At 61.1% G+C, this 16,544-nt stretch carries 19 protein-coding genes and 2 tRNA genes; 9 read left to right on the plus strand and 12 right to left on the minus strand.

What is annotated here, in order from left to right:
• The first annotated feature begins 1 nt into the window (after position 1).
• Complete coding sequence (locus BI344_RS10455) at positions 2-274, plus strand: hypothetical protein (protein ID WP_071112863.1); 273 nt, start codon at positions 2-4, stop codon at positions 272-274.
• A 19-nt stretch (positions 275-293) separates the two neighbouring features.
• On the opposite strand, the gene BI344_RS10460 is transcribed toward BI344_RS10455, so the two are convergent.
• The 8 genes from BI344_RS10460 to BI344_RS10495 form a co-directional block, all read right to left on the minus strand.
• Positions 294-1,094, minus strand: a complete 801-nt coding sequence (locus BI344_RS10460) for an N-acetylmuramidase domain-containing protein (RefSeq protein ID WP_071112864.1) — start codon at positions 1,092-1,094, stop codon at positions 294-296.
• Positions 1,085-1,396 (minus strand): phage holin family protein, encoded by a 312-nt coding sequence (locus tag BI344_RS10465; RefSeq protein ID WP_071112865.1) that lies wholly within the window; start codon positions 1,394-1,396, stop codon positions 1,085-1,087. Before BI344_RS10465 ends, BI344_RS10460 begins: the two co-directional genes overlap by 10 nt.
• Positions 1,393-1,761, minus strand: a complete 369-nt coding sequence (locus tag BI344_RS10470) for a putative holin (RefSeq protein WP_071112975.1) — start codon at positions 1,759-1,761, stop codon at positions 1,393-1,395. Before BI344_RS10470 ends, BI344_RS10465 begins: the two co-directional genes overlap by 4 nt.
• A gap of 5 nt (positions 1,762-1,766) precedes the next feature.
• Positions 1,767-1,979, minus strand: coding sequence for a tail protein X (locus tag BI344_RS10475; protein WP_071112866.1), 213 nt, complete (start codon positions 1,977-1,979; stop codon positions 1,767-1,769).
• On the minus strand, positions 1,979-2,458 hold the full coding sequence (locus BI344_RS10480; RefSeq protein WP_071112867.1) for a head completion/stabilization protein: 480 nt from the start codon (positions 2,456-2,458) through the stop codon (positions 1,979-1,981). Before BI344_RS10480 ends, BI344_RS10475 begins: the two co-directional genes overlap by 1 nt.
• Before the next feature lie 96 nt (positions 2,459-2,554).
• Entirely contained in the window at positions 2,555-3,229 is a 675-nt protein-coding gene (locus tag BI344_RS10485) for a phage terminase small subunit (RefSeq protein ID WP_071112868.1), read from the minus strand.
• A complete protein-coding gene (locus tag BI344_RS10490) occupies positions 3,226-4,281 on the minus strand; it encodes a phage major capsid protein, P2 family (protein WP_071112869.1) in 1,056 nt (351 codons plus the stop codon). Before BI344_RS10490 ends, BI344_RS10485 begins: the two co-directional genes overlap by 4 nt.
• A gap of 27 nt (positions 4,282-4,308) precedes the next feature.
• Positions 4,309-5,061 carry a GPO family capsid scaffolding protein gene (locus BI344_RS10495; protein ID WP_071112870.1) on the minus strand — a complete coding sequence of 251 codons (753 nt, stop codon included), beginning with the start codon at positions 5,059-5,061 and terminating at the stop codon, positions 4,309-4,311.
• 150 nt (positions 5,062-5,211) lie between these two features.
• On the opposite strand from BI344_RS10495, the gene BI344_RS10500 reads away from it, so the two are divergent.
• Together BI344_RS10500 and BI344_RS10505 are read left to right on the plus strand one after the other, a co-directional pair.
• Positions 5,212-6,975 carry a terminase ATPase subunit family protein gene (locus tag BI344_RS10500; protein ID WP_071112976.1) on the plus strand — a complete coding sequence of 588 codons (1,764 nt, stop codon included), beginning with the start codon at positions 5,212-5,214 and terminating at the stop codon, positions 6,973-6,975.
• Positions 6,975-8,006, plus strand: a complete 1,032-nt coding sequence (locus BI344_RS10505) for a phage portal protein (protein ID WP_071112871.1) — start codon at positions 6,975-6,977, stop codon at positions 8,004-8,006. Before BI344_RS10500 ends, BI344_RS10505 begins: the two co-directional genes overlap by 1 nt.
• 62 nt (positions 8,007-8,068) lie before the next feature.
• Here the strand turns inward: BI344_RS10505 and BI344_RS23845 are convergent, their stop codons facing one another.
• Positions 8,069-8,401, minus strand: a complete 333-nt coding sequence (locus BI344_RS23845) for a hypothetical protein (protein ID WP_139166951.1) — start codon at positions 8,399-8,401, stop codon at positions 8,069-8,071.
• 128 nt (positions 8,402-8,529) lie between these two features.
• On the opposite strand from BI344_RS23845, the gene BI344_RS10510 reads away from it, so the two are divergent.
• Positions 8,530-8,772 (plus strand): hypothetical protein, encoded by a 243-nt coding sequence (locus BI344_RS10510; protein WP_071112872.1) that lies wholly within the window; start codon positions 8,530-8,532, stop codon positions 8,770-8,772.
• A 468-nt stretch (positions 8,773-9,240) separates the two neighbouring features.
• Here the strand turns inward: BI344_RS10510 and BI344_RS10515 are convergent, their stop codons facing one another.
• Both BI344_RS10515 and BI344_RS22855 read right to left on the minus strand, forming a co-directional pair.
• Positions 9,241-9,711, minus strand: coding sequence for a hypothetical protein (locus tag BI344_RS10515; protein ID WP_071112873.1), 471 nt, complete (start codon positions 9,709-9,711; stop codon positions 9,241-9,243).
• Positions 9,708-10,946: a PAAR domain-containing protein gene (locus tag BI344_RS22855; protein ID WP_083370161.1), complete on the minus strand. Its 1,239-nt coding sequence runs from the start codon at positions 10,944-10,946 to the stop codon at positions 9,708-9,710. Before BI344_RS22855 ends, BI344_RS10515 begins: the two co-directional genes overlap by 4 nt.
• A gap of 280 nt (positions 10,947-11,226) precedes the next feature.
• On the opposite strand from BI344_RS22855, the gene BI344_RS24360 reads away from it, so the two are divergent.
• Positions 11,227-11,333 (plus strand) — tRNA-Ser (locus BI344_RS24360).
• 309 nt (positions 11,334-11,642) lie between these two features.
• On the opposite strand, the gene BI344_RS10525 is transcribed toward BI344_RS24360, so the two are convergent.
• The gene (locus BI344_RS10525; protein WP_071112874.1) at positions 11,643-11,999 is read right to left on the minus strand and encodes a hypothetical protein; all 357 of its coding nucleotides are present in this window, start codon (positions 11,997-11,999) and stop codon (positions 11,643-11,645) included.
• A gap of 1,152 nt (positions 12,000-13,151) precedes the next feature.
• Here BI344_RS10525 and BI344_RS10530 point away from each other — a divergent pair.
• The 4 genes from BI344_RS10530 to BI344_RS10545 all read left to right on the plus strand — a co-directional run bounded on the left by BI344_RS10530 (position 13,152) and on the right by BI344_RS10545 (position 16,248).
• Positions 13,152-13,236 (plus strand) — tRNA-Leu (locus BI344_RS10530).
• Positions 13,237-13,418: 182 nt separating this feature from the next.
• Positions 13,419-13,856 carry a ProQ/FINO family protein gene (locus BI344_RS10535; RefSeq protein ID WP_071112875.1) on the plus strand — a complete coding sequence of 146 codons (438 nt, stop codon included), beginning with the start codon at positions 13,419-13,421 and terminating at the stop codon, positions 13,854-13,856.
• 117 nt (positions 13,857-13,973) lie between these two features.
• Positions 13,974-15,869, plus strand: coding sequence for a molecular chaperone HtpG (gene htpG, locus BI344_RS10540; RefSeq protein WP_071112977.1), 1,896 nt, complete (start codon positions 13,974-13,976; stop codon positions 15,867-15,869).
• 121 nt (positions 15,870-15,990) lie between these two features.
• The gene (locus tag BI344_RS10545; protein ID WP_071112876.1) at positions 15,991-16,248 is read left to right on the plus strand and encodes a VOC family protein; all 258 of its coding nucleotides are present in this window, start codon (positions 15,991-15,993) and stop codon (positions 16,246-16,248) included.
• The last annotated feature ends 296 nt before the right edge of the window (positions 16,249-16,544 follow it).

The following is a 16,544-nucleotide window of genomic DNA, read 5'->3' on the forward strand; positions in this document are numbered from 1 at the left end:
GATGGCGGCCTCCAGTTTGGCCGCGGCGGCGGCGTGTTTACGGGATAGGGCGGCCACCTGTTCGGCCAGCTCGCGGCTGGCGGCGGCCTGCAACTTGATGTCGATAGCCTGGGCCGCCAGCTGCTCGGCTTGCAGCTGGTTGAGCGTGGCCAAGCGGGCGCTGTCTTGCGTGGCGGTGGCCAGCTCTGCGGCCTGGCGCTGGAGCTGGCCGCGCTGCTGCCACAGCGTGAAGCCGGCGAGCAGCGCCAGCGCGATCAGCAGAGTGCCGACGTAGCGGCGGGCGAGGGCGGCCATCATGCGGCCAGCCTTTCCGCGCGGGCGTAGGCCGCCGCCAGCTTGCTGTCGTAGAGGTTTTCCTTGTAGGCCGGGCCGTTGTAGAGCTTGGCCACGTCGGCCCAGCGCTTGGCCTGCAGGGCCTTGAGCAGCGCCGGCTCGGCTTCGATGAAACGGGCGAAGGCTTCCAGCTGGGCGGCCTCGCCCGATTCCATCGCGGCGCGGAATGTTGCGGCGCTGGCGTAGCCCAGCCGCTGCCAGTGATAGCCCATGATCTGGAATAGCCCCCAGCTGCAAGACTCGATGGCGACAAGGTCGCCGGCCACCGCCGCCAGGCTGGCGAAGCGCACCCACTCGGCCGCGCCGCCGGCGTAGCCGCCGCGGGCGGGATTGCAGATGGCCGGATAACGGGTGGCCAGCTGTGCCGCATCTTGGTGGGCGACGCCGGCGCGCTGGTAGGCGACATGCCGTTCCAGCAGGATGACGGGCCGGCCATCGGCCTGAAATCCGCTGCCACGCGACTCCACCGCGTGGATAGCCTTGATGCTGGCTAGCGCCACGCCCAGGCGGTCGGCGGCGGCCTGCAGGTCGGCTTCGGTCAGCCGGTGCGGGTCGCGTACGCCGCGCAGCGCCGCCAAGGTCTTGCGGCCGGCGATGCCGTCCACCACCAGCCCGGCGCGGCGCTGCGCCTGGGCGATGGCGGTTTCGGTGGCTTCGCCAAACCAGCCATCTATCGCCAGCGCTGCGCCCTGGGCGCGGAGCTGGGCTTGCAGGTCTTGCACCGCCTGGCCGTGGTCGCCCTTCTTCAAGATCAGATCCATGTCTCCCTCCTCAGCAGGATGGCCAGCCGCGATTGGCGCGGGCCGCTGGCGCGGAACAGCTCCACCACGTTGCCGCGCTGGGCCAGCAACGCCAGCAGCCATACGGCGTTGAGAAACAGCTGCGGGCCGTCGGCCAGCTGCGGCAGGCCGAACAGGCGCAGCACCGCCACCGCGCCGGCGCCGACGATCAGCAGGTAAGCCAACAGGCTGGCAATGGGGCGGTGCTGGCTGTCGCCGCGCTGGAAGGCCAGCAGGACCAGGGCAAGGGCGACGGCCAGCACGATGTGGGCATGGGCGATCATTGGCCGCCCCCTTTCAGCGTGCGCAACGCCTTGGCCGGGTCGTCGGCCAGGCGGATCAGGTACAACAGCACCTTGACGGCCAGGGCGGCGGCGATCAGCGCGCCGACGCCGGGGCTCGCCTCGATCGGCATCCATTTGGCCAGCAGGCCGGCGACGGAGGCGGCGGCCAGACAACCGGCGATGAAGCTGGCGATGAAGAACATCGCGCGCTTGGCCAGGCCCAGGCTGTCGGAACTCAGCACGAACACCGCGGCGCCGGCGAAGGCTCCCAAAACGGTGGCGGCGTCGATGCCGGGGAACAGGGCCAGCCCGGCGACGGCGGCCAGGGTGGCGGTGGTGGCGGTACTGCTTACGGGTTCGGCCATGTGATTCAGTCCCATAGGTTGATGAGGGTTTGCGCCGGCGCGGGGTCGGCCGGCAAGTCGGGCAGCTGCACCAGCGTTCCCATGGGCAGCACCGCGCCCAGGTCGGCCAGTCCGGGGTTGGCGCTGAGAATCCGCTCCACTACGCCGCGGGTTGTGCCGTAGGCGCGCCAGGCGATGGCGTCCACGGTGTCGCCCTGGTCGGCGTGGATGGCGCGCATCAGATCAGTTCCACCGTGGCGCGGCCCACCGCCAAAATGGCGCGAATGGCGGCGCGGGCATCGGCGCGCAGGTCGTCGGCGGTGCTGTCCAGATCGTCGGCGCGCTGGCGGCCGGCGCCGGTGGTGTCAAAGCTGCGGTAGCGCTCGGCCAGCTCGGCGGCGGTGGTGGCGTAGACCGCGCGGCGCCAGCGCTGCACAAGCACCGACTCGCCGTCGATCTGTTCGGCCGCCACCTCGGCTAGCTGGCTGGCGCCGGCGGCGGTGCGGATTTGCCGCCAGCCGCTCAGCTCTTGATTGACGCCGGCGACGGCCTCCACCAGCGCATGGCGCAGCCGCGGCGCGGTGACGGTGCCGTCCAGCCGCATGGCGGCGCGGGCGTGGGCCGGGTCGATCTCCGGCCAGAAGTAAGCGGCCTTGATCGGCTGGCCATCGTTGGCGATGGGCGCAGCGGTGGCCGGGGCAGTGCTGTTGATGATCATGGTGTGTCCTGGGCTGGGTGACGGTGGAGGGGGCTTCGGCTGTCGGCGCAATGCCTGGCGTCCACCCCCTGCCGTCAGTCGCGCGGGGTCGCTCGGTTATGCCTCGCCGCCATCGGGCGGCGGGACAGTGTTCTTCAGGGTGCGGATGACGCGCTCGATGTCTTTTTTGACGCCGGCGTTGCCGTCCAGCTGCTGGGCGCGGCGTAGATGTTCCAGCGCCGCGGCCGGGTCGGCGGCCTCGATGGCCAGGCCGCTTTCCTTGTGCAACTTGGCGCGCACCTGGTCGGGCATGTCGTGGCCGTCGGTCAGCTCGGCGGTGTAGGTCAGCACCTGGCAATCAAAAGGCTCGCCGCCAACGCGGGCGCGCTTGGCGGCGTCGGCGATTTCCTCGGCGATGGTGGTGGCGGTGGTGCGATTGAACCGGTCGGGCAGCGGCAGGCCGTGCGCCAGCACGTACTCGGCGATATCCAGCGCGCCGCCGTAGTCGCCGGCGTCGATGCGCCACAGCATCACCGTCACCAGCACTTCATCGGGCTGGCCCTTGCCGCCGGACAGCGCGCCCTCCACCCACGGCAGGTAGTCGGGCAGGATCTCGCGCTTGACCTCGGCTTTGCGTTCCATCGACTGCACCTGTTTCAGGCGGCGGCGGTCCTCGGCCAGCTTGTGCAGCATCAGCTCATAGCCGGTGCAGTGTTCCAGCCCGCCGGCGGCCGAAGCCGAAGCCTCGGCCGCCGTCACGCGCAGGAAGTGGGCGCGGGCGGGGCTGGTCATTTGGCGGCCTCGTCCTTTGCTTGCGGCGGCGGGGGCGGCAGCTGCTCGATGTTTTCAATCACGCAGCCGGCCTCGTAGCGCTCCACTACGTAGGCGTCGTTGCTGCTCTCGTAGTTGGCCACCTGATTGAAGTCCGGCTCTTCGCGCAGATGGCGGCGGCGGCTGCCGTTCTGGAAGTAGATCGACAGATTGGCCAGCGTGGTAATCAGCATGGTGCTGGCGGGGAAGAAGGGCACGGTAACGGCCGGCAGATTGCCGATGCGTTTCTGGCTGATGACGATGTCGGCGGCCAGTTGCTCGGTCGGTTTTTGGTCTTGATTGACGATGGGGAAATACTTGTCATGCAGCAGGTCGCGGCCCAGGATCACCACCAAGTCGGGGTGGCCTTGCAGGGTCGGGTCGATCAGGCTGGCCACGGCGTCCATCACCAGCGCGTCGAGGTTGGCGTAGTCGCCGCCATGGCCCACCAGCACCTTGCCGTCTTTCTTGTGGCCGCTGGCCATGACGCGCGCCTTGGCGTTGTCGCGGTACTGCTGCAGCCAGCCCTTGTTGACGTCCTGCAGCAGCGGGAATTTGTCGCGGTCAGTCTGCGGCGCAGCGGCGACGCCGTTGAAACCGATCATCATGCGGTCCAAGCCTTGCTGCTTGACGATCAGGTCGCGGATGCGTGTCTGGAAGTCCGGGAACTTGGCCCACATGTCGATTTGCGCATACGGGATGGCGGTGTCGAACTCGGTTTGCTCGCAGCGGTAGCGCTGGCTGTTCAGGTCGGTCAGGTTGCGCGGGCGGCGCGGGTTGGTCGGCGTCACCTTGGTGCGGCCGGCCACGGTGCCCATCAGGCCCAGGCCCAGCTTTTCGCCTTCCTGCTCGTCCACGCCGATGATGTTGATGCGGGTCAGGAACTCGCTGGTTTCTTGGATGCGGTTTTCCAGCTTCTGCTGGACGGACGGGGCAACCGCGAAATTTTTGGTGACCGCTTGGGTACTGACGTTGTTCAGCTTGGCGATCTGGTCCAGCAGCTGGTCAAAGGCGTTGCGGGTTGCGTTCTTCATTTTGGCTCCGGTGTAGTGTTGGGGGGCTTAGCAGTCGGTGACGACTTCGGCGCCGCCGCCGGTGGCGGTGGTGCGCGGCTGGGTGCTGGGCTGTTGGCTGAGTTTCTGCACCAGTGCGGCGTGGTCGGCGCTGAGGGTGGCGAACTTGTCCAGCAGGTCGCGTTGAGACGCGGCAACGGTCTCTACCGCCTGGCCGATGTCGGCGAATTGGGCGGCGTCGGTCTTGCCCTTGCCGGCCAGCAGTTCCTTGACCCTGGCGAACAGGTTGAGGCTGGGCTTGCTCTCTTCTTCCAGCTCCAGCGTGAATTCCATCGCCTCGGTGAACAGGTTTGCCGGCTGCTGCTTGTAGCGCGCCAGCGGGCTGGCTTTGGCGTTGGCGCAGAATTGCAGCATCTCGCAGCCCAGGCTGGCTGGGTCGTCGGTGACGGCAAGGCCCACCAGATACGCTTCGCCAGAGTCGGCAAAGTTGGGGTTCACTTCGATGGAGCAGTACACCTTCTGCCGGGCCTTATTCATCGCCACCAGTTCGTCGGTGGGATCAATCACGGCGAATAGCGCCAGCTTGCCGTCTACTTCTTCGGTGGAGACTTCCAGCACGTCGCCATAGCGCTTGAACGGGCTATCCGTGGTGTAGGCCTTGATGTGTTCCATGTTGACGCGGGCGCCGTAGGTGGCTGGGTTGTAGTTGGCGGCGATCTGTTCCAGCCAGCTGCGTTCGATGTTGCGGCCGTCGGTGGTGGCGCCTTCGGTGGCGACGCGGAATTTCTTTGCTCTTGCCATGTGTCGGGTGTCCTTACGAGGGTGTCGGTGGTGGCGATGCGCCCATAATCCGGCCCTCGCGGGCGGCCCGCCATCGGTGGCTGTTGTGTGGCGAACCGGCACAACCGGCAGGCGGCGAAAGGCTGGCCGGCGCGCGGCACACTGCCCGGCATGAACTCAAAACTCCCGATTCCCGACGATATGGACCCGCGCCGAGTGGCGCGCGCGCTCTACTGGCAGGGCTGGCGCATTGCGCGCATTGCCGAGCATGTGGGCGTGAAGCCGGCGACGGTGCATAGCTGGAAACGGCGCGACGCCTGGGACGATTCCGACCCGGCCGACCGCATCGCTTCCACCATCGAAACGCGGATGCAGCAGCTGATCCTGAAAGAGGACAAAGAGGGAAAGGACTTCAAGGAAATCGATCTGCTCGGCCGCCAGGTGGAGCGGCTGGCGCGGGTGGGCAAGTATCAGCAGACTGGGCGCGAAACCGATTTGAACCCGAACATCGCCGCGCGCAATGCCGGGCCGAAGAAGCCGCCCGAAAAAAACGCGATCAGCGAGGAGATGCAAGCCCAGCTGGTGGCGGCGTTCATGGACCGGATGTACGGCTACCAGAAGAACTGGTATCGCGCCGGCCAAACCGAGCGCATCCGCGACATTCTGAAATCCCGCCAGATCGGCGCCACCTATTACTTTGCGCATGAGGCGCTGATTACCGCGCTGGAGACCGGCCGCAATCAGATTTTCCTATCCGCGTCCAAGGCCCAGGCGTTCCAGTTCCGCAGCTACATCGTGGACTTCGTCAAAGAGGTGGCCGGCGTTGAGCTGAAGGGCGAGGTAATCAAGCTTGGCAACGGCGCGGAACTCAGCTTCCTGGGGACCAACAGCCGCACCGCCCAGGGCCGCCATGGCGATCTGTATGTCGATGAATACTTCTGGATTCCGCGCTTTCTGGAGTTGCGCAAGCTGGCCAGCGCGATGGCCTCGCAGAAGCAATATCGCCAGACCTACTTCTCCACGCCTTCGGCCATGTCGCACGAGGCATACCGGGTCTGGACCGGCGAGGCGTTCAACAAGGGCCGGCCCAAGGCCGAACACATCCGGCTCGATGTCTCGCATCAGGCTCTGGCCGGCGGCGGGCGCGGGCCGGATGGCCGCTGGCGCCAGATCGTCACCATCTTGGATGCGCTGGCCGGCGGCTGCGATCTGTTCGATGTGGACCAACTGCGGCTGGAGTACAGCCCGGAAGAGTTCTTGCAGCTGTTCATGTGCCAGTTCATCGACGACGGCGCCAGCGTGTTCTCGTTCGCGGCGCTGCAACGCTGCATGGTGGATGCCTGGGACGAGTGGGACGACTACAAGCCGTTCGCCGCGCGGCCATTCGGCAACCGTCCGGTCTGGCTGGGCTATGACCCGAGCCATACCGGCGACAGCGCCGCGCTGGTGGTGCTGGCGCCGCCGGCCGCGCCGGGCGGCCCGTTCCGCGTGCTGGAGCGCTCGCAGTTCAAGGGCATGGACTTTGCCGGCCAGGCGGATTTCATCCGTCAGCAGTGCCAGCGCTTCAACGTCGCGTACATCGGCATCGACACAACCGGCCTAGGGACCGGGGTGTTCCAGCTGGTGAAGCAGTTCCGCCCGGACGCGGTGGGGTTCCAGTACAGCCCGGAGGTGAAAACCCGCCTGGTGCTGAAGGCGCTGGACGTGATCCACAATGGCCGGCTCCAGTTCGACGCCAGCCACAACGACATTGCCGCCAGCTTCCTGGCGATCAAGAAAACCACCACCGCCAGCGGCCGCGCCATCACCTTCGCTGCCGGCCGTTCCGAAGAAACCAGCCACGCCGATCTGGCGTGGGCAACCATGCACGCCCTATTCAACGAACCGCTGGAGGGGGCCACCGCGGCTAACTCCAGCTTCATGGAGTTCTGCTAATGTCCCGACGCCACAAGAAACCCGCCGTCCGATCCACCACGATGGCCGCCGCGCCGGCGGAGGCCGGCAGCATGCAGGCGTTCAGCTTCGGCGAGCCGGTGCCGATGCTGGACCGGCGCGAGATCATGGATTACTTGCAATGCACCGACGCCGGCAAGTGGTATGAGCCGCCCATCGCCTGGGACGGCCTGGCGCGCAGCCTGCGGGCCAATGTCCACCATGCCAGCGCCTTGGCGGTGAAGCGCAATGTGCTGGTCAGCACCTTCCAGCCCCATCCGCTGCTGAGCCGGGCGGCGTTCGCCAGCCTGGTGATGGACTTCTTGGTGTTCGGCAACGGCTATCTGGAAAAGCGGCGCCACCGCCTGGGCGGGGTGCTGGAGCTGAAGCCGGCGCTGGCCAAGTACGTGCGGCGCGCCAAGGACCTGGCCGGCTTCTGGTGGGTGCCGGGCTACGATCAAGAGCAGGCGCTGGGCGAGGTGTTCCACCTGCTGGAGCCGGATATCAATCAGGAGGTGTACGGCCTGCCGGAATATCTGGCCGCGCTGCAATCGGCTTGGCTGAACGAGTCGGCCACGCTGTTCCGCCGCAAGTATTACCTGAATGGCAGTCACGCCGGCTTCATCATGTACATGACGGACCCCGCGCAAAAAGAGGAGGACGTCGATGCGATGCGCAAGGCGCTGAAGGACAGCAAGGGACCGGGCAATTTCCGGAACGTGTTCATGTACGCGCCCAACGGCAAGAAGGACGGGATACAGATCATTCCGCTGGCGGAGGTGGCGGCCAAGGACGAGTTCTTGAACATCAAGAACATCACCCGTGACGACGTGCTGGCGGCGCACCGGGTGCCGCCGCAGCTGATGGGCGTCATCCCCAGCAATACCGGCGGCTTCGGCGACGCCAACAAGGCGGCCAGCGTGTTTTATGAAAACGAAATCAAGCCGCTAATGATGCGGCTGGAGGAGGTCAACGAGTGGGCAGGGGAGAAGGTGATCCAGTTTGGACCGTATGCGCTGGCTATGCAGACGTGAGCGTGTTGCATGTCAAAGATGAAGCCCCGCAACGGCGGGGCTTTAGTTTGTCTATAACGGTGTTACTCGTCATGGCGCAGTACATCCGAGGCATAGTCCGCGATATCGAGATGTCCCATGGGATGGCCCATAAAAATGCTTCCTCTTAAAACATGTTTACTATTTTCTGATGTTGGGTTGACTTCAAATATTTTAACTAGTAGGCCGGAGGGGGCGGATTGGATAAGGACTTGACCTTTCTTGTCGGTGATCGGGTTTGAGGCAGATCGTGTAATTTCTAAGGAAAATGAGAGATTCTCTTTAGTTAAAGTATAAAGTTCTGTTGGGCCTTGCTGGCTTAGGAAACTTTGGTATCCATCAGCTTTAAATAGCCCACCTTCAAACATAATTTGCATTTGATACCTTTCCTCATGTTACACCAGGCTGGTGCCTGTACGGAAAGTTATAAAATTTAGGCAGATATTTCAAGCGGTCGATGCTAAGTGGTGCTACTAAGAAACAAAGAGGAGACAAGGAGCCAGCCATGGTCGATGATGTCACTATAGAGTCGATTATTTTTCTGTTGCAATGGCCTGACACCAGAGCGCTGGGTTTGGAGGCGTTGCGTTGCCTTTCTCTGTTTTTGACTCTTAAACAGAGCAGGCAGATGCAACTCGCGCTGATCGATATTTCGGTGGAAAAGTCTTACTTCTACAGGAAGGTCGGCACTATATGTGGTTGGAAATATCAAAGTTACCGAGTTCTGAGCCAGGCGATTGGCAAGTAGAACTGCTGCTTGAACCTGCTGAAATCAAGTTGATTCAGGGACGTGAGCCAGTTCTGTTTGAGCTGCCCACCGTGCCTGGGTTGATGTTCCTATTTGACCCACCTTTCCAAGGCAGTGCCAAATCATTGCCTGTGGGTAGGATTGTGAATGGAGTGTGGCGCGCAGTGATCTCTACGATTGGCACTGCGCCCGTATCCATGAGCGATGCAAGGTGTATCTTGGCCCAGCATATCAATGCTGGACTTCGTCAGCGTGCAAGAGGCCGCGCTAGCGACCCAGATGGGGGCGAGTAGACGCACCTGTTTTGGCAACATGGGCAGTGGATCGGCTCAGTAGAAAGTTGTCCAGTTTGAACCGCATGTTTTGACCTCCCAGGCGTGAGCGAACAGAGGATCCAAAACTAAGCCCCGCGATGCGGGGCTTTTGTATGGAGTTATAGGGAGCATTGATGCGCTCGCGTCCTGAAAATCATAAAGGGTCCGTGGAACAGTTTCCCTGCGGACCAGACTTGGATAGATAGTCTTTTCCCTGAGCATCCTTCTTGATGCAGAAGTAGACCATGTTTCGGCCATATTCTCCCATTAGCGCAAAGCTGTAAGCTTCGTCGTGTCGCAATGGGGCGGCCAACTTATGATTCTTGTCTGGTGATCGTGTACCGTACATCATGCAAGATGCGGGGGAGGTGGGCGCGGTGGCTGGTTTGTTTTTCATCCACATGCTCCACATTTCCGAATCTTTATTGGGAAGCATTGCGTAGACCGCAGCACGAACCCCCTGACCCTGCAAATAGCCTGGCGTAATTTCTTCAACTTGATGTGTCAGGTAGAAGCAGGGCTGGCCGTTTTTCAGAACTGCTGCTGCATCATAGTCGTACAGCCTGGACATGGCCCAGGAGTGGGCCGACAGTGATAGTCCAGCAGCTAGGAAAATGATCTTCATGGCTTCGTTTCAAAGTCTGTAGTAGTTGGTAGAAGACTTGGGTCTTTCGGGGTTTTAAGGAAAGCAGAAAGTGCCATTTCAAGCCCTGACAGTTCCGCAATGTATTGATCAAGTTGCAGCTGCGTAGCAGCGAAATAGTGTGCGATTAGATCGCCCTGCTGCTCCATGTTGAACTGAGACATGATCTTGCCCTTGTCTTCGCCTTTCAAGTTGTAGCGATAGGCAGGCGCCCCCTGGCCGTAACCACCTTTCAAGCCAATTTTCATCCCGCCGAAAACCACGTTATAGCCTAGCTGATACTGCCAGACGTGAGTCATCTCGTGGATGAACCAGATTTTCATTTCGGGGCTGAGTGTTGAAAAATCTTCCTTGTAATCGCTGTCAGGAAAATGGATCTCACCTCTCGGCGTCATGGCGTTTCCCGAGCGGTTTGGCTGGCCGAATAGGCCGCCTCGGTGGATTTTGACCTTGCTGTAATCCAGCGAGTTCTTGAAGACGGTCCGCGCCATCGCAATCTCGCCTGGCGTCATGCCCCGCGTGTCCGTTGCCTTGGGCAGCGTGTGATTTACCGTAGATGAACCAATAGCCTGCGGGTTTGTTTTGATGCCGCTGAGGTCAGCTTTTAGAGCCGGCGCGGGTCCGCGGCCTCCAGTCTCGCACATGTGTTCAATCTGGCAGGCGCAGCTGTAGACGGTGTCCGGGTAGAACTCGGCGCAGGTAATGGCAGTGGCTTTGTCGGTCGCGATCCGCTCTGTCTTGCCGGCTGAGTCGGTTGTCCCTTCGACGGTACTTCCGTCTTCAAGCGTCAGTTTGTAACGGGTATCGGCCAGGGCATTGCGATCAGCCGTGAAGAAACGGATTTGTTCGTCAAAGGCTGCGACAGTGGTCGCCGCCGCAGCAAGAGCGGTAGCGGCGGCCGCAGCCGCAGCCCCAGCGGTGGAAGCTCCTGTTGACGCCGATCCGCTGCTCTCATAATTTCGGCCCACCTCGCCCATGGTGCTGATGAGGGTCGCGCCGCAGCTGACTTTATGGCCCTCCAGGGCGACACCTTTGCCGCCTATTGTCCATGATGGGTCGCCTTCTACGATGGTGCAGTTGACGTGGCCTTGCTTCGGGCAACTGACGGAGTCGCCAACCAGCGCGACGGCTTTGCCAAACATGGTTGTTGTGCTGCTGGCGCTGACGACGTTCCCACCGTGGTCGGTCGGGTCGCCGAGGCGGATGATTCGCTTCATGGAAGTGGCAGGCAAAGGGCGCATTATATGTGAAAAGGCTTATGTATCCCCCTGGCAAACCGGGCAGGAAGGGTTGCCAGCACCCAGCGCGCGCAATCGAAGCCCCGCCTCGCCCCCGCGCTTCATGTGTGGGAAATCATGCATGCGCATGAACGGCCCGCAAACGCTCCAGGCGCGGCGCTCTCGCCCGCTGGTGGGGTGCCGGGCCTCATGCGCTTTCATGCGCGCTATGCATGCAGCAGCGGCAATGGCGACTGTCTCGAATAGGGAACACAATTAAGGCGGGGTGGTTTTTAGAGTGGTTTTGCTTTTAATTTATTGTTTTTAAACAAAATGGTACGGATTGCAAATCCGTCTACGCCGGTTCGATTCCGACCCCCGCCTCCAGATAAAAGCCCGTAAATCCAAGGATTTACGGGCTTTTTGCTATTTTTTTCAACAGCTTGCGATAATTGCAAATCTATACTTTTCCCGCCATTTTTCGCCTCTAATCGCTGGATAAGCCCAACACGGGAATTTCGAGATCTATGCCGGTTGCCATGCCATCCTTGCCGCATGGGCTTAGCCGGCGAGATGGGTTTGTTTTCATTTCAGTGGTTCACTGCTTGGGCCGGTTGGCGTCGTTGCGGGGAGGCGCGACCGGCGTTTGCATACGCTCTTGATCGCTAGCCTCGCCGTGTCGGGCTGCTGAAGCATTTACGCGGCCTCCACTACCAGCAGCAATCGAGGCTGTCCCGGCTCATTTTCGCTTGGCAATAACTGGTAATGGTTGTCCGCTGTCGGGGGCGCCGGTGGCTCCACTGCGCACTCCAGCACATTGCAAATATATAGCAGTACGGTTTTTTTCAATGGCTGCAACTCGTCGGTGAGCTGCAGCAGGATATAAGGCCTGTAGTCGCCGTCGGCCTGCGCGCAGGCCTTCAGGCCGGCCTTGAACAGTTGGCCGGCGATATGGTCGGCCCGCTGTATGGTTTTCTGTTGCGCGTAGATGGCATCCAGCTGGGTGCGGTACTGGTCGGCGGCTTTCTTTACCAGTTCGGCGTAGAGGCTCATCGTCATGTTCCCTGGTTAGTGATGGAGAGGATGTCGCGTAGTCCGCCTGTGGAAGATGGGGCGGCTGGTTTGCAGGGTCTTTAGCTAGGTGTAGCTGTTAAAGCGCGTCCGATGGATTGACCGGTTGGCCAGTTTTATCGACAAGCAGCGGGCGGATGGCTGATCAAATGGACAAACGGCGGCAGTAGCTGCCGGCTTGCATCTTCGGATTGCCGCGGTGGCGGCCTGGTGGCCGCTTCGCGCACACCTCTTTTGCTCTGGCCTCTGGGCGATACCTAGGTGTCACCTTGCTACGAAGCAAGCTGGTATTTGGAGCTGGGTAGTTCTGTATGCAATCCCGGTTTTTGCATGGCCTCAAGCAAGCTATGGATAATTCTTTACAAAAGCGGCGCTGGTGATTTTTTTTGTTTGATTGTCGATCAAAATGCATGATGGGCATGGCGTGCCGGTGCGATAGGCATGTGCATCTACGGCATGCGGATGGACAAATCAAGGGGTGATCGTGAGGGTATGGCGTTGAGTCGGTTTTCTATGCTCATGGTATTGGCTGGGATGCTTGCGGATTCTCATCAGGTTTCTTTTGTAAGATATGGATTCGATAGAATTTTATTTTACGTTTTGAGATGTTTTCCTAGGTATATGCGCTATGGAGAAGAGGGAAAGGGTATCTTTTAGAGAGCGGTTCATTTACCTTAACCGGCCGCTGAGGTGGTTGCTTTTTATCTGATTGACATGAGTTGTGGCATTTTGAATTTAACGGATGACTGACTGCTTATCGATAAAACGTCGTTATGTGGCGATAAAGCCAGTGGATGAACTCATTTATCCGGTCTGCCTATATTATTTCCTATTAATAAGGTGATTTTATGTCTAAGGCATTGGTCGGCACCCGGCCTGGACGATGGGGCTGTCGTTGACAGCGTTTTGCTTTGTCGCTAAAGTGCTGCACTTTCCGCTGTTGGCTGGTGCTTTAAAATCAAGCGCTTGTCGTCTGCGGAATATAGCAGTCAGCGGCGGGGGCCTTAACAGGCACTCATTGGCTCGCCGAATCCGCCCTGGCTATACGCAGTTCTTCTGATTTGTCAGAGACTTGCATTATTTAAAATGCATTGTCAGCATGGGCCCCCTGGGCTACAATTGCCCGCTCTGTTGGCCCCGGTGGTGAAATTGGTAGACACAAGGGACTTAAAATCCCTCGGCTTCGGCTGTGCCGGTTCGATTCCGGCCCGGGGCACCATCAATAGGTTGAGGGCGTGGTGTGTTTTCTGTCGGCAAGGCAGATGGCGGCGCCAATCTCGCTGTATTAAAATGACATTCAAGCGACGCCTGTCGTCTAACTGGACAAGTGGCCGGTTGCATCACGCCTCTTGATTGGGCAGCATTCGCTGTCTTTGCATCAATGGATCTAGATAGAAGTTCATGAAGCCAAATACTGAAACAGCACTCGGTGCTGCTCTCAAGTCTGCTGTTCAAAGCTTGTCCAAGAAAAAGCAGACCGAGATGATCGCGGATCACATTTACAGCAAGTTCGACGTGTTTCGCCAGTTCCGACCGCTGGCTCTGGGCATTCACGAGAGTCTGATCGCGGCCTTGTCGCAGTTCGAGCCGGCGCTGATCTCGCGCGTCGTGGCCAACCACTGCCGCAAGCCGCGCTATCTGAAGTCGCTGGCTCGCGGCGGCAAGCGCTTCGACCTCAGCGGCAAGCCGCAAGGCGAAGTCAGCGCCGAGGAGAAGCGCGCGGCGGAGCTGCAGATGCAGCCCAAGACCGTTCCGGCCGCGGATGCCGCAGTCGACGCCGTCGAGGCGCCCATCGAGGCGGTAGCCGCATCGGTGGAAGAGGGCAAGGCCGAATCCTGATCGGTCCGGACCCGGCAAAGCCCTGCATCATTGCAGGGCTTTTTGCATTTCGGCACTTGAAAATGTTCGGCCAGCCACCACTTGTCCGTCATTGCCAACCTCTTTTCATTGCCGACCATGAGTGCACAGAAAGAAACCCTGGGTTTTCAGACCGAAGTCAAACAACTGCTCAAGTTGATGATCCACTCCTTGTATTCCAACAAGGAAATCTTCCTGCGTGAATTGATCTCCAATGCCTCCGACGCCGCCGACAAGCTGCGTTTCGAGGGCCTGGCCAAGCCGGAGCTGTTCGAGAACGACGCGGAACTGAAGATACGCATCGGCTTTGACAAGGACGCCCGCACGATCACCATCGCCGACAACGGCATAGGCATGAGCCGCGACGAGGTGGTGGCCAATATCGGCACCATCGCCAAATCCGGCACCAAGGCTTTCTTCGAACAGCTGTCCGGCGACGAGAAGAAAGACGCCAACCTGATCGGCCAGTTCGGCGTGGGCTTCTACTCCGCCTTCATCGTCGCCGACAAGGTGACGCTGACTTCCCGCCGCGCCGGCGAAGCCGCCGCCACCCGCTGGGAATCTCATGGCGAAGGCGAGTACACGCTGGAGCAGGTGGAGCGGGCGGAGCGCGGCACCGAGATCGTGCTGCATCTGAAGGAAGGCGAAGACGAGCTGCTGAACGACTGGAAGCTGAAAGGCATCGTCCGCAAGTATTCCGACCACATCTCCATCCCTATCGAGATGAAGAAGGGCAATAGCTACGGCGAGAACGGCGAAGTGATCGTCAGCGACGATATGGAAGCCGTCAATTCGGCATCCGCGCTGTGGACGCGCAGCAAGAGCGACATCAGCGACGAGCAGTACCACGAGTTCTACAAGCACGTCGCCCACGATTTCACCGAGCCGCTGGCCTGGAGCCATGCCCGCGTCGAAGGCCGCCAGGAGTACACCGAACTGCTGTACATCCCGTCGCGCGCGCCGTTCGATATGTACGACCGCGAGCGCAAGCAGGGCGTCAAGCTGTACGTGCGCCGGGTCTTCATCATGGAAGACACCGAGAAGCTGATGCCGCACTACCTGCGCTTTGTGCGCGGGGTGATCGACAGCAACGACCTGCCGCTGAACGTGTCGCGCGAAATTCTGCAAGAAAGCAAGGATATCGACGCCATCCGCGCCGGCTGCGTGAAGAAGGTGCTGAGCCTGCTGGAAGACCTGTCCGCCAACCAGCCGGAAAAGTATGCCGCGTTCTGGAAGGAATTCGGCCAAGTGCTTAAGGAAGGCGTAGGTGAAGACCACACCAACAAGGAACGCATCGCCAAGCTGCTGCGCTTCACCTCCACCGCGGCTGAAGGCACCGAGCCGACCGTAGCGCTGGCCGACTATATCGGCCGGATGAAGGAAGGCCAGGACAAGATCTACTACATCACCGCCGACACCCTGGCCGCCGCCAAGAACAGCCCGCACCTGGAAGTGTTCAAGAAGAAGGGCGTGGAAGTGCTGCTGCTGGTCGACCGTGTCGACGAGTGGGTGACCGGCTCGCTGTTCGAGTTCGACGGCAAGGCGCTGCAATCGGTCGCCAAGGGCGCGCTGGATCTGGGCGCGCTGGAAGACGAAGCCGACAAGGAAGCGCAGAAGCAGGTTGAAGAGGCGTCCAAGCCGGTGGTGGAAAAAGTGCAGAAGGCGCTCGGCGAACAGGTGAAGGAAGTGCGCGCCACCGCCCGCCTGACAGAGAGCCCGGCCTGCCTGGTGGCGGGCGAGCACGACATGAGCGCCCACCTGGAGCGCATGCTGAAGGCCGCCGGCCAGAAGATTGAAGGCAGCAAGCCGACGCTGGAAATCAACCCGGAACATGTGCTGGTGAAAAAGCTGGCCGGCGAAACCGACGAGGCCCGCGCCGCCGACTTGGCCCAGGTGCTGTACGACCAGGCGCTGCTGGCCGAGGGCGGCAAGCTGGAAGACCCGGCCTCCTTCGTCAAGCGCATCAACAAGCTGATGCTGGAGCTGTCAGCCTGACAGCCAGGCGTTTCATGTGTGGAGCAAGCCGCCCTTTCGCAGGGCGGTTTTTTATTGCCATTGTCCTACAGGTAAGACTTCCCGGTACTGATCCAAGGAAGATGAGATAAGCGAGACGAGAGTGCTGCCCGGCGTGTATCCATCCCTGTGCTACGACGATGCGGTGGCGGCGATGGAATGGCTGGAGCGGGCGTTCGGTTTCGAGCGCCGCTTTGCGGTGATCGAGGATGGCCGGGTGCATCATTCGGAACTGAGCCTGGGCAACGCGGTGATCATGGTGTCCAGCCCCCAGCCGGAGCGGCAATGGGGCGGCGCGGGCGGCCTGCCCGGGCTGGCGCAGGCCTTGTTGATTCACGTGGCGGACCCGTACGCGGATTAGGAGCGCGCCAGGGCACAGGGCGCCGAGATCGTGCGAACGCGGGTGGCTGGAGTTTGTAGTGGCCGGCATCAGCACCAGCAACTCCGTCTATGCGACGGTGCGGATGACCGGCAATCAGGGTTTCTCCGTTCATCTGGCCTAGGACGGCTGCTTCGCCTTCGACAAGATCGATTGGCAGGGCAAGCCGCGCGGCGCGGAAGAGGCGCATGCGATGAGCCTGGCCAATTTGCACGGCGAGTACTGCCGGGTGTGCGCCAGCGCCGATGTATTGGCGGCGCTTGGTAATAATGCCGATC

The sequence above is a fragment of the Chromobacterium sphagni genome (genome assembly GCF_001855555.1).
Lineage (GTDB): Bacteria > Pseudomonadota > Gammaproteobacteria > Burkholderiales > Chromobacteriaceae > Chromobacterium > Chromobacterium sphagni.

Bases quoted from the DNA above. Each gene is read 5' to 3' on its own strand.
- BI344_RS10455 (WP_071112863.1), top strand. From the start codon at position 2: ATGGCGGCCTCCAGTTTGGCCGCGGCGGCGGCGTGTTTACGGGATAGG.
- BI344_RS10460 (WP_071112864.1), bottom strand. From the start codon at position 1,094: ATGGATCTGATCTTGAAGAAGGGCGACCACGGCCAGGCGGTGCAAGAC.
- BI344_RS10465 (WP_071112865.1), bottom strand. From the start codon at position 1,396: ATGATCGCCCATGCCCACATCGTGCTGGCCGTCGCCCTTGCCCTGGTC.
- BI344_RS10470 (WP_071112975.1), bottom strand. From the start codon at position 1,761: ATGGCCGAACCCGTAAGCAGTACCGCCACCACCGCCACCCTGGCCGCC.
- BI344_RS10475 (WP_071112866.1), bottom strand. From the start codon at position 1,979: ATGCGCGCCATCCACGCCGACCAGGGCGACACCGTGGACGCCATCGCC.
- BI344_RS10480 (WP_071112867.1), bottom strand. From the start codon at position 2,458: ATGATCATCAACAGCACTGCCCCGGCCACCGCTGCGCCCATCGCCAAC.
- BI344_RS10485 (WP_071112868.1), bottom strand. From the start codon at position 3,229: ATGACCAGCCCCGCCCGCGCCCACTTCCTGCGCGTGACGGCGGCCGAG.
- BI344_RS10490 (WP_071112869.1), bottom strand. From the start codon at position 4,281: ATGAAGAACGCAACCCGCAACGCCTTTGACCAGCTGCTGGACCAGATC.
- BI344_RS10495 (WP_071112870.1), bottom strand. From the start codon at position 5,061: ATGGCAAGAGCAAAGAAATTCCGCGTCGCCACCGAAGGCGCCACCACC.
- BI344_RS10500 (WP_071112976.1), top strand. From the start codon at position 5,212: ATGAACTCAAAACTCCCGATTCCCGACGATATGGACCCGCGCCGAGTG.
- BI344_RS10505 (WP_071112871.1), top strand. From the start codon at position 6,975: ATGTCCCGACGCCACAAGAAACCCGCCGTCCGATCCACCACGATGGCC.
- BI344_RS23845 (WP_139166951.1), bottom strand. From the start codon at position 8,401: ATGCAAATTATGTTTGAAGGTGGGCTATTTAAAGCTGATGGATACCAA.
- BI344_RS10510 (WP_071112872.1), top strand. From the start codon at position 8,530: ATGGTCGATGATGTCACTATAGAGTCGATTATTTTTCTGTTGCAATGG.
- BI344_RS10515 (WP_071112873.1), bottom strand. From the start codon at position 9,711: ATGAAGATCATTTTCCTAGCTGCTGGACTATCACTGTCGGCCCACTCC.
- BI344_RS22855 (WP_083370161.1), bottom strand. From the start codon at position 10,946: ATGAAGCGAATCATCCGCCTCGGCGACCCGACCGACCACGGTGGGAAC.
- BI344_RS10525 (WP_071112874.1), bottom strand. From the start codon at position 11,999: ATGAGCCTCTACGCCGAACTGGTAAAGAAAGCCGCCGACCAGTACCGC.
- BI344_RS10535 (WP_071112875.1), top strand. From the start codon at position 13,419: ATGAAGCCAAATACTGAAACAGCACTCGGTGCTGCTCTCAAGTCTGCT.
- htpG (WP_071112977.1), top strand. From the start codon at position 13,974: ATGAGTGCACAGAAAGAAACCCTGGGTTTTCAGACCGAAGTCAAACAA.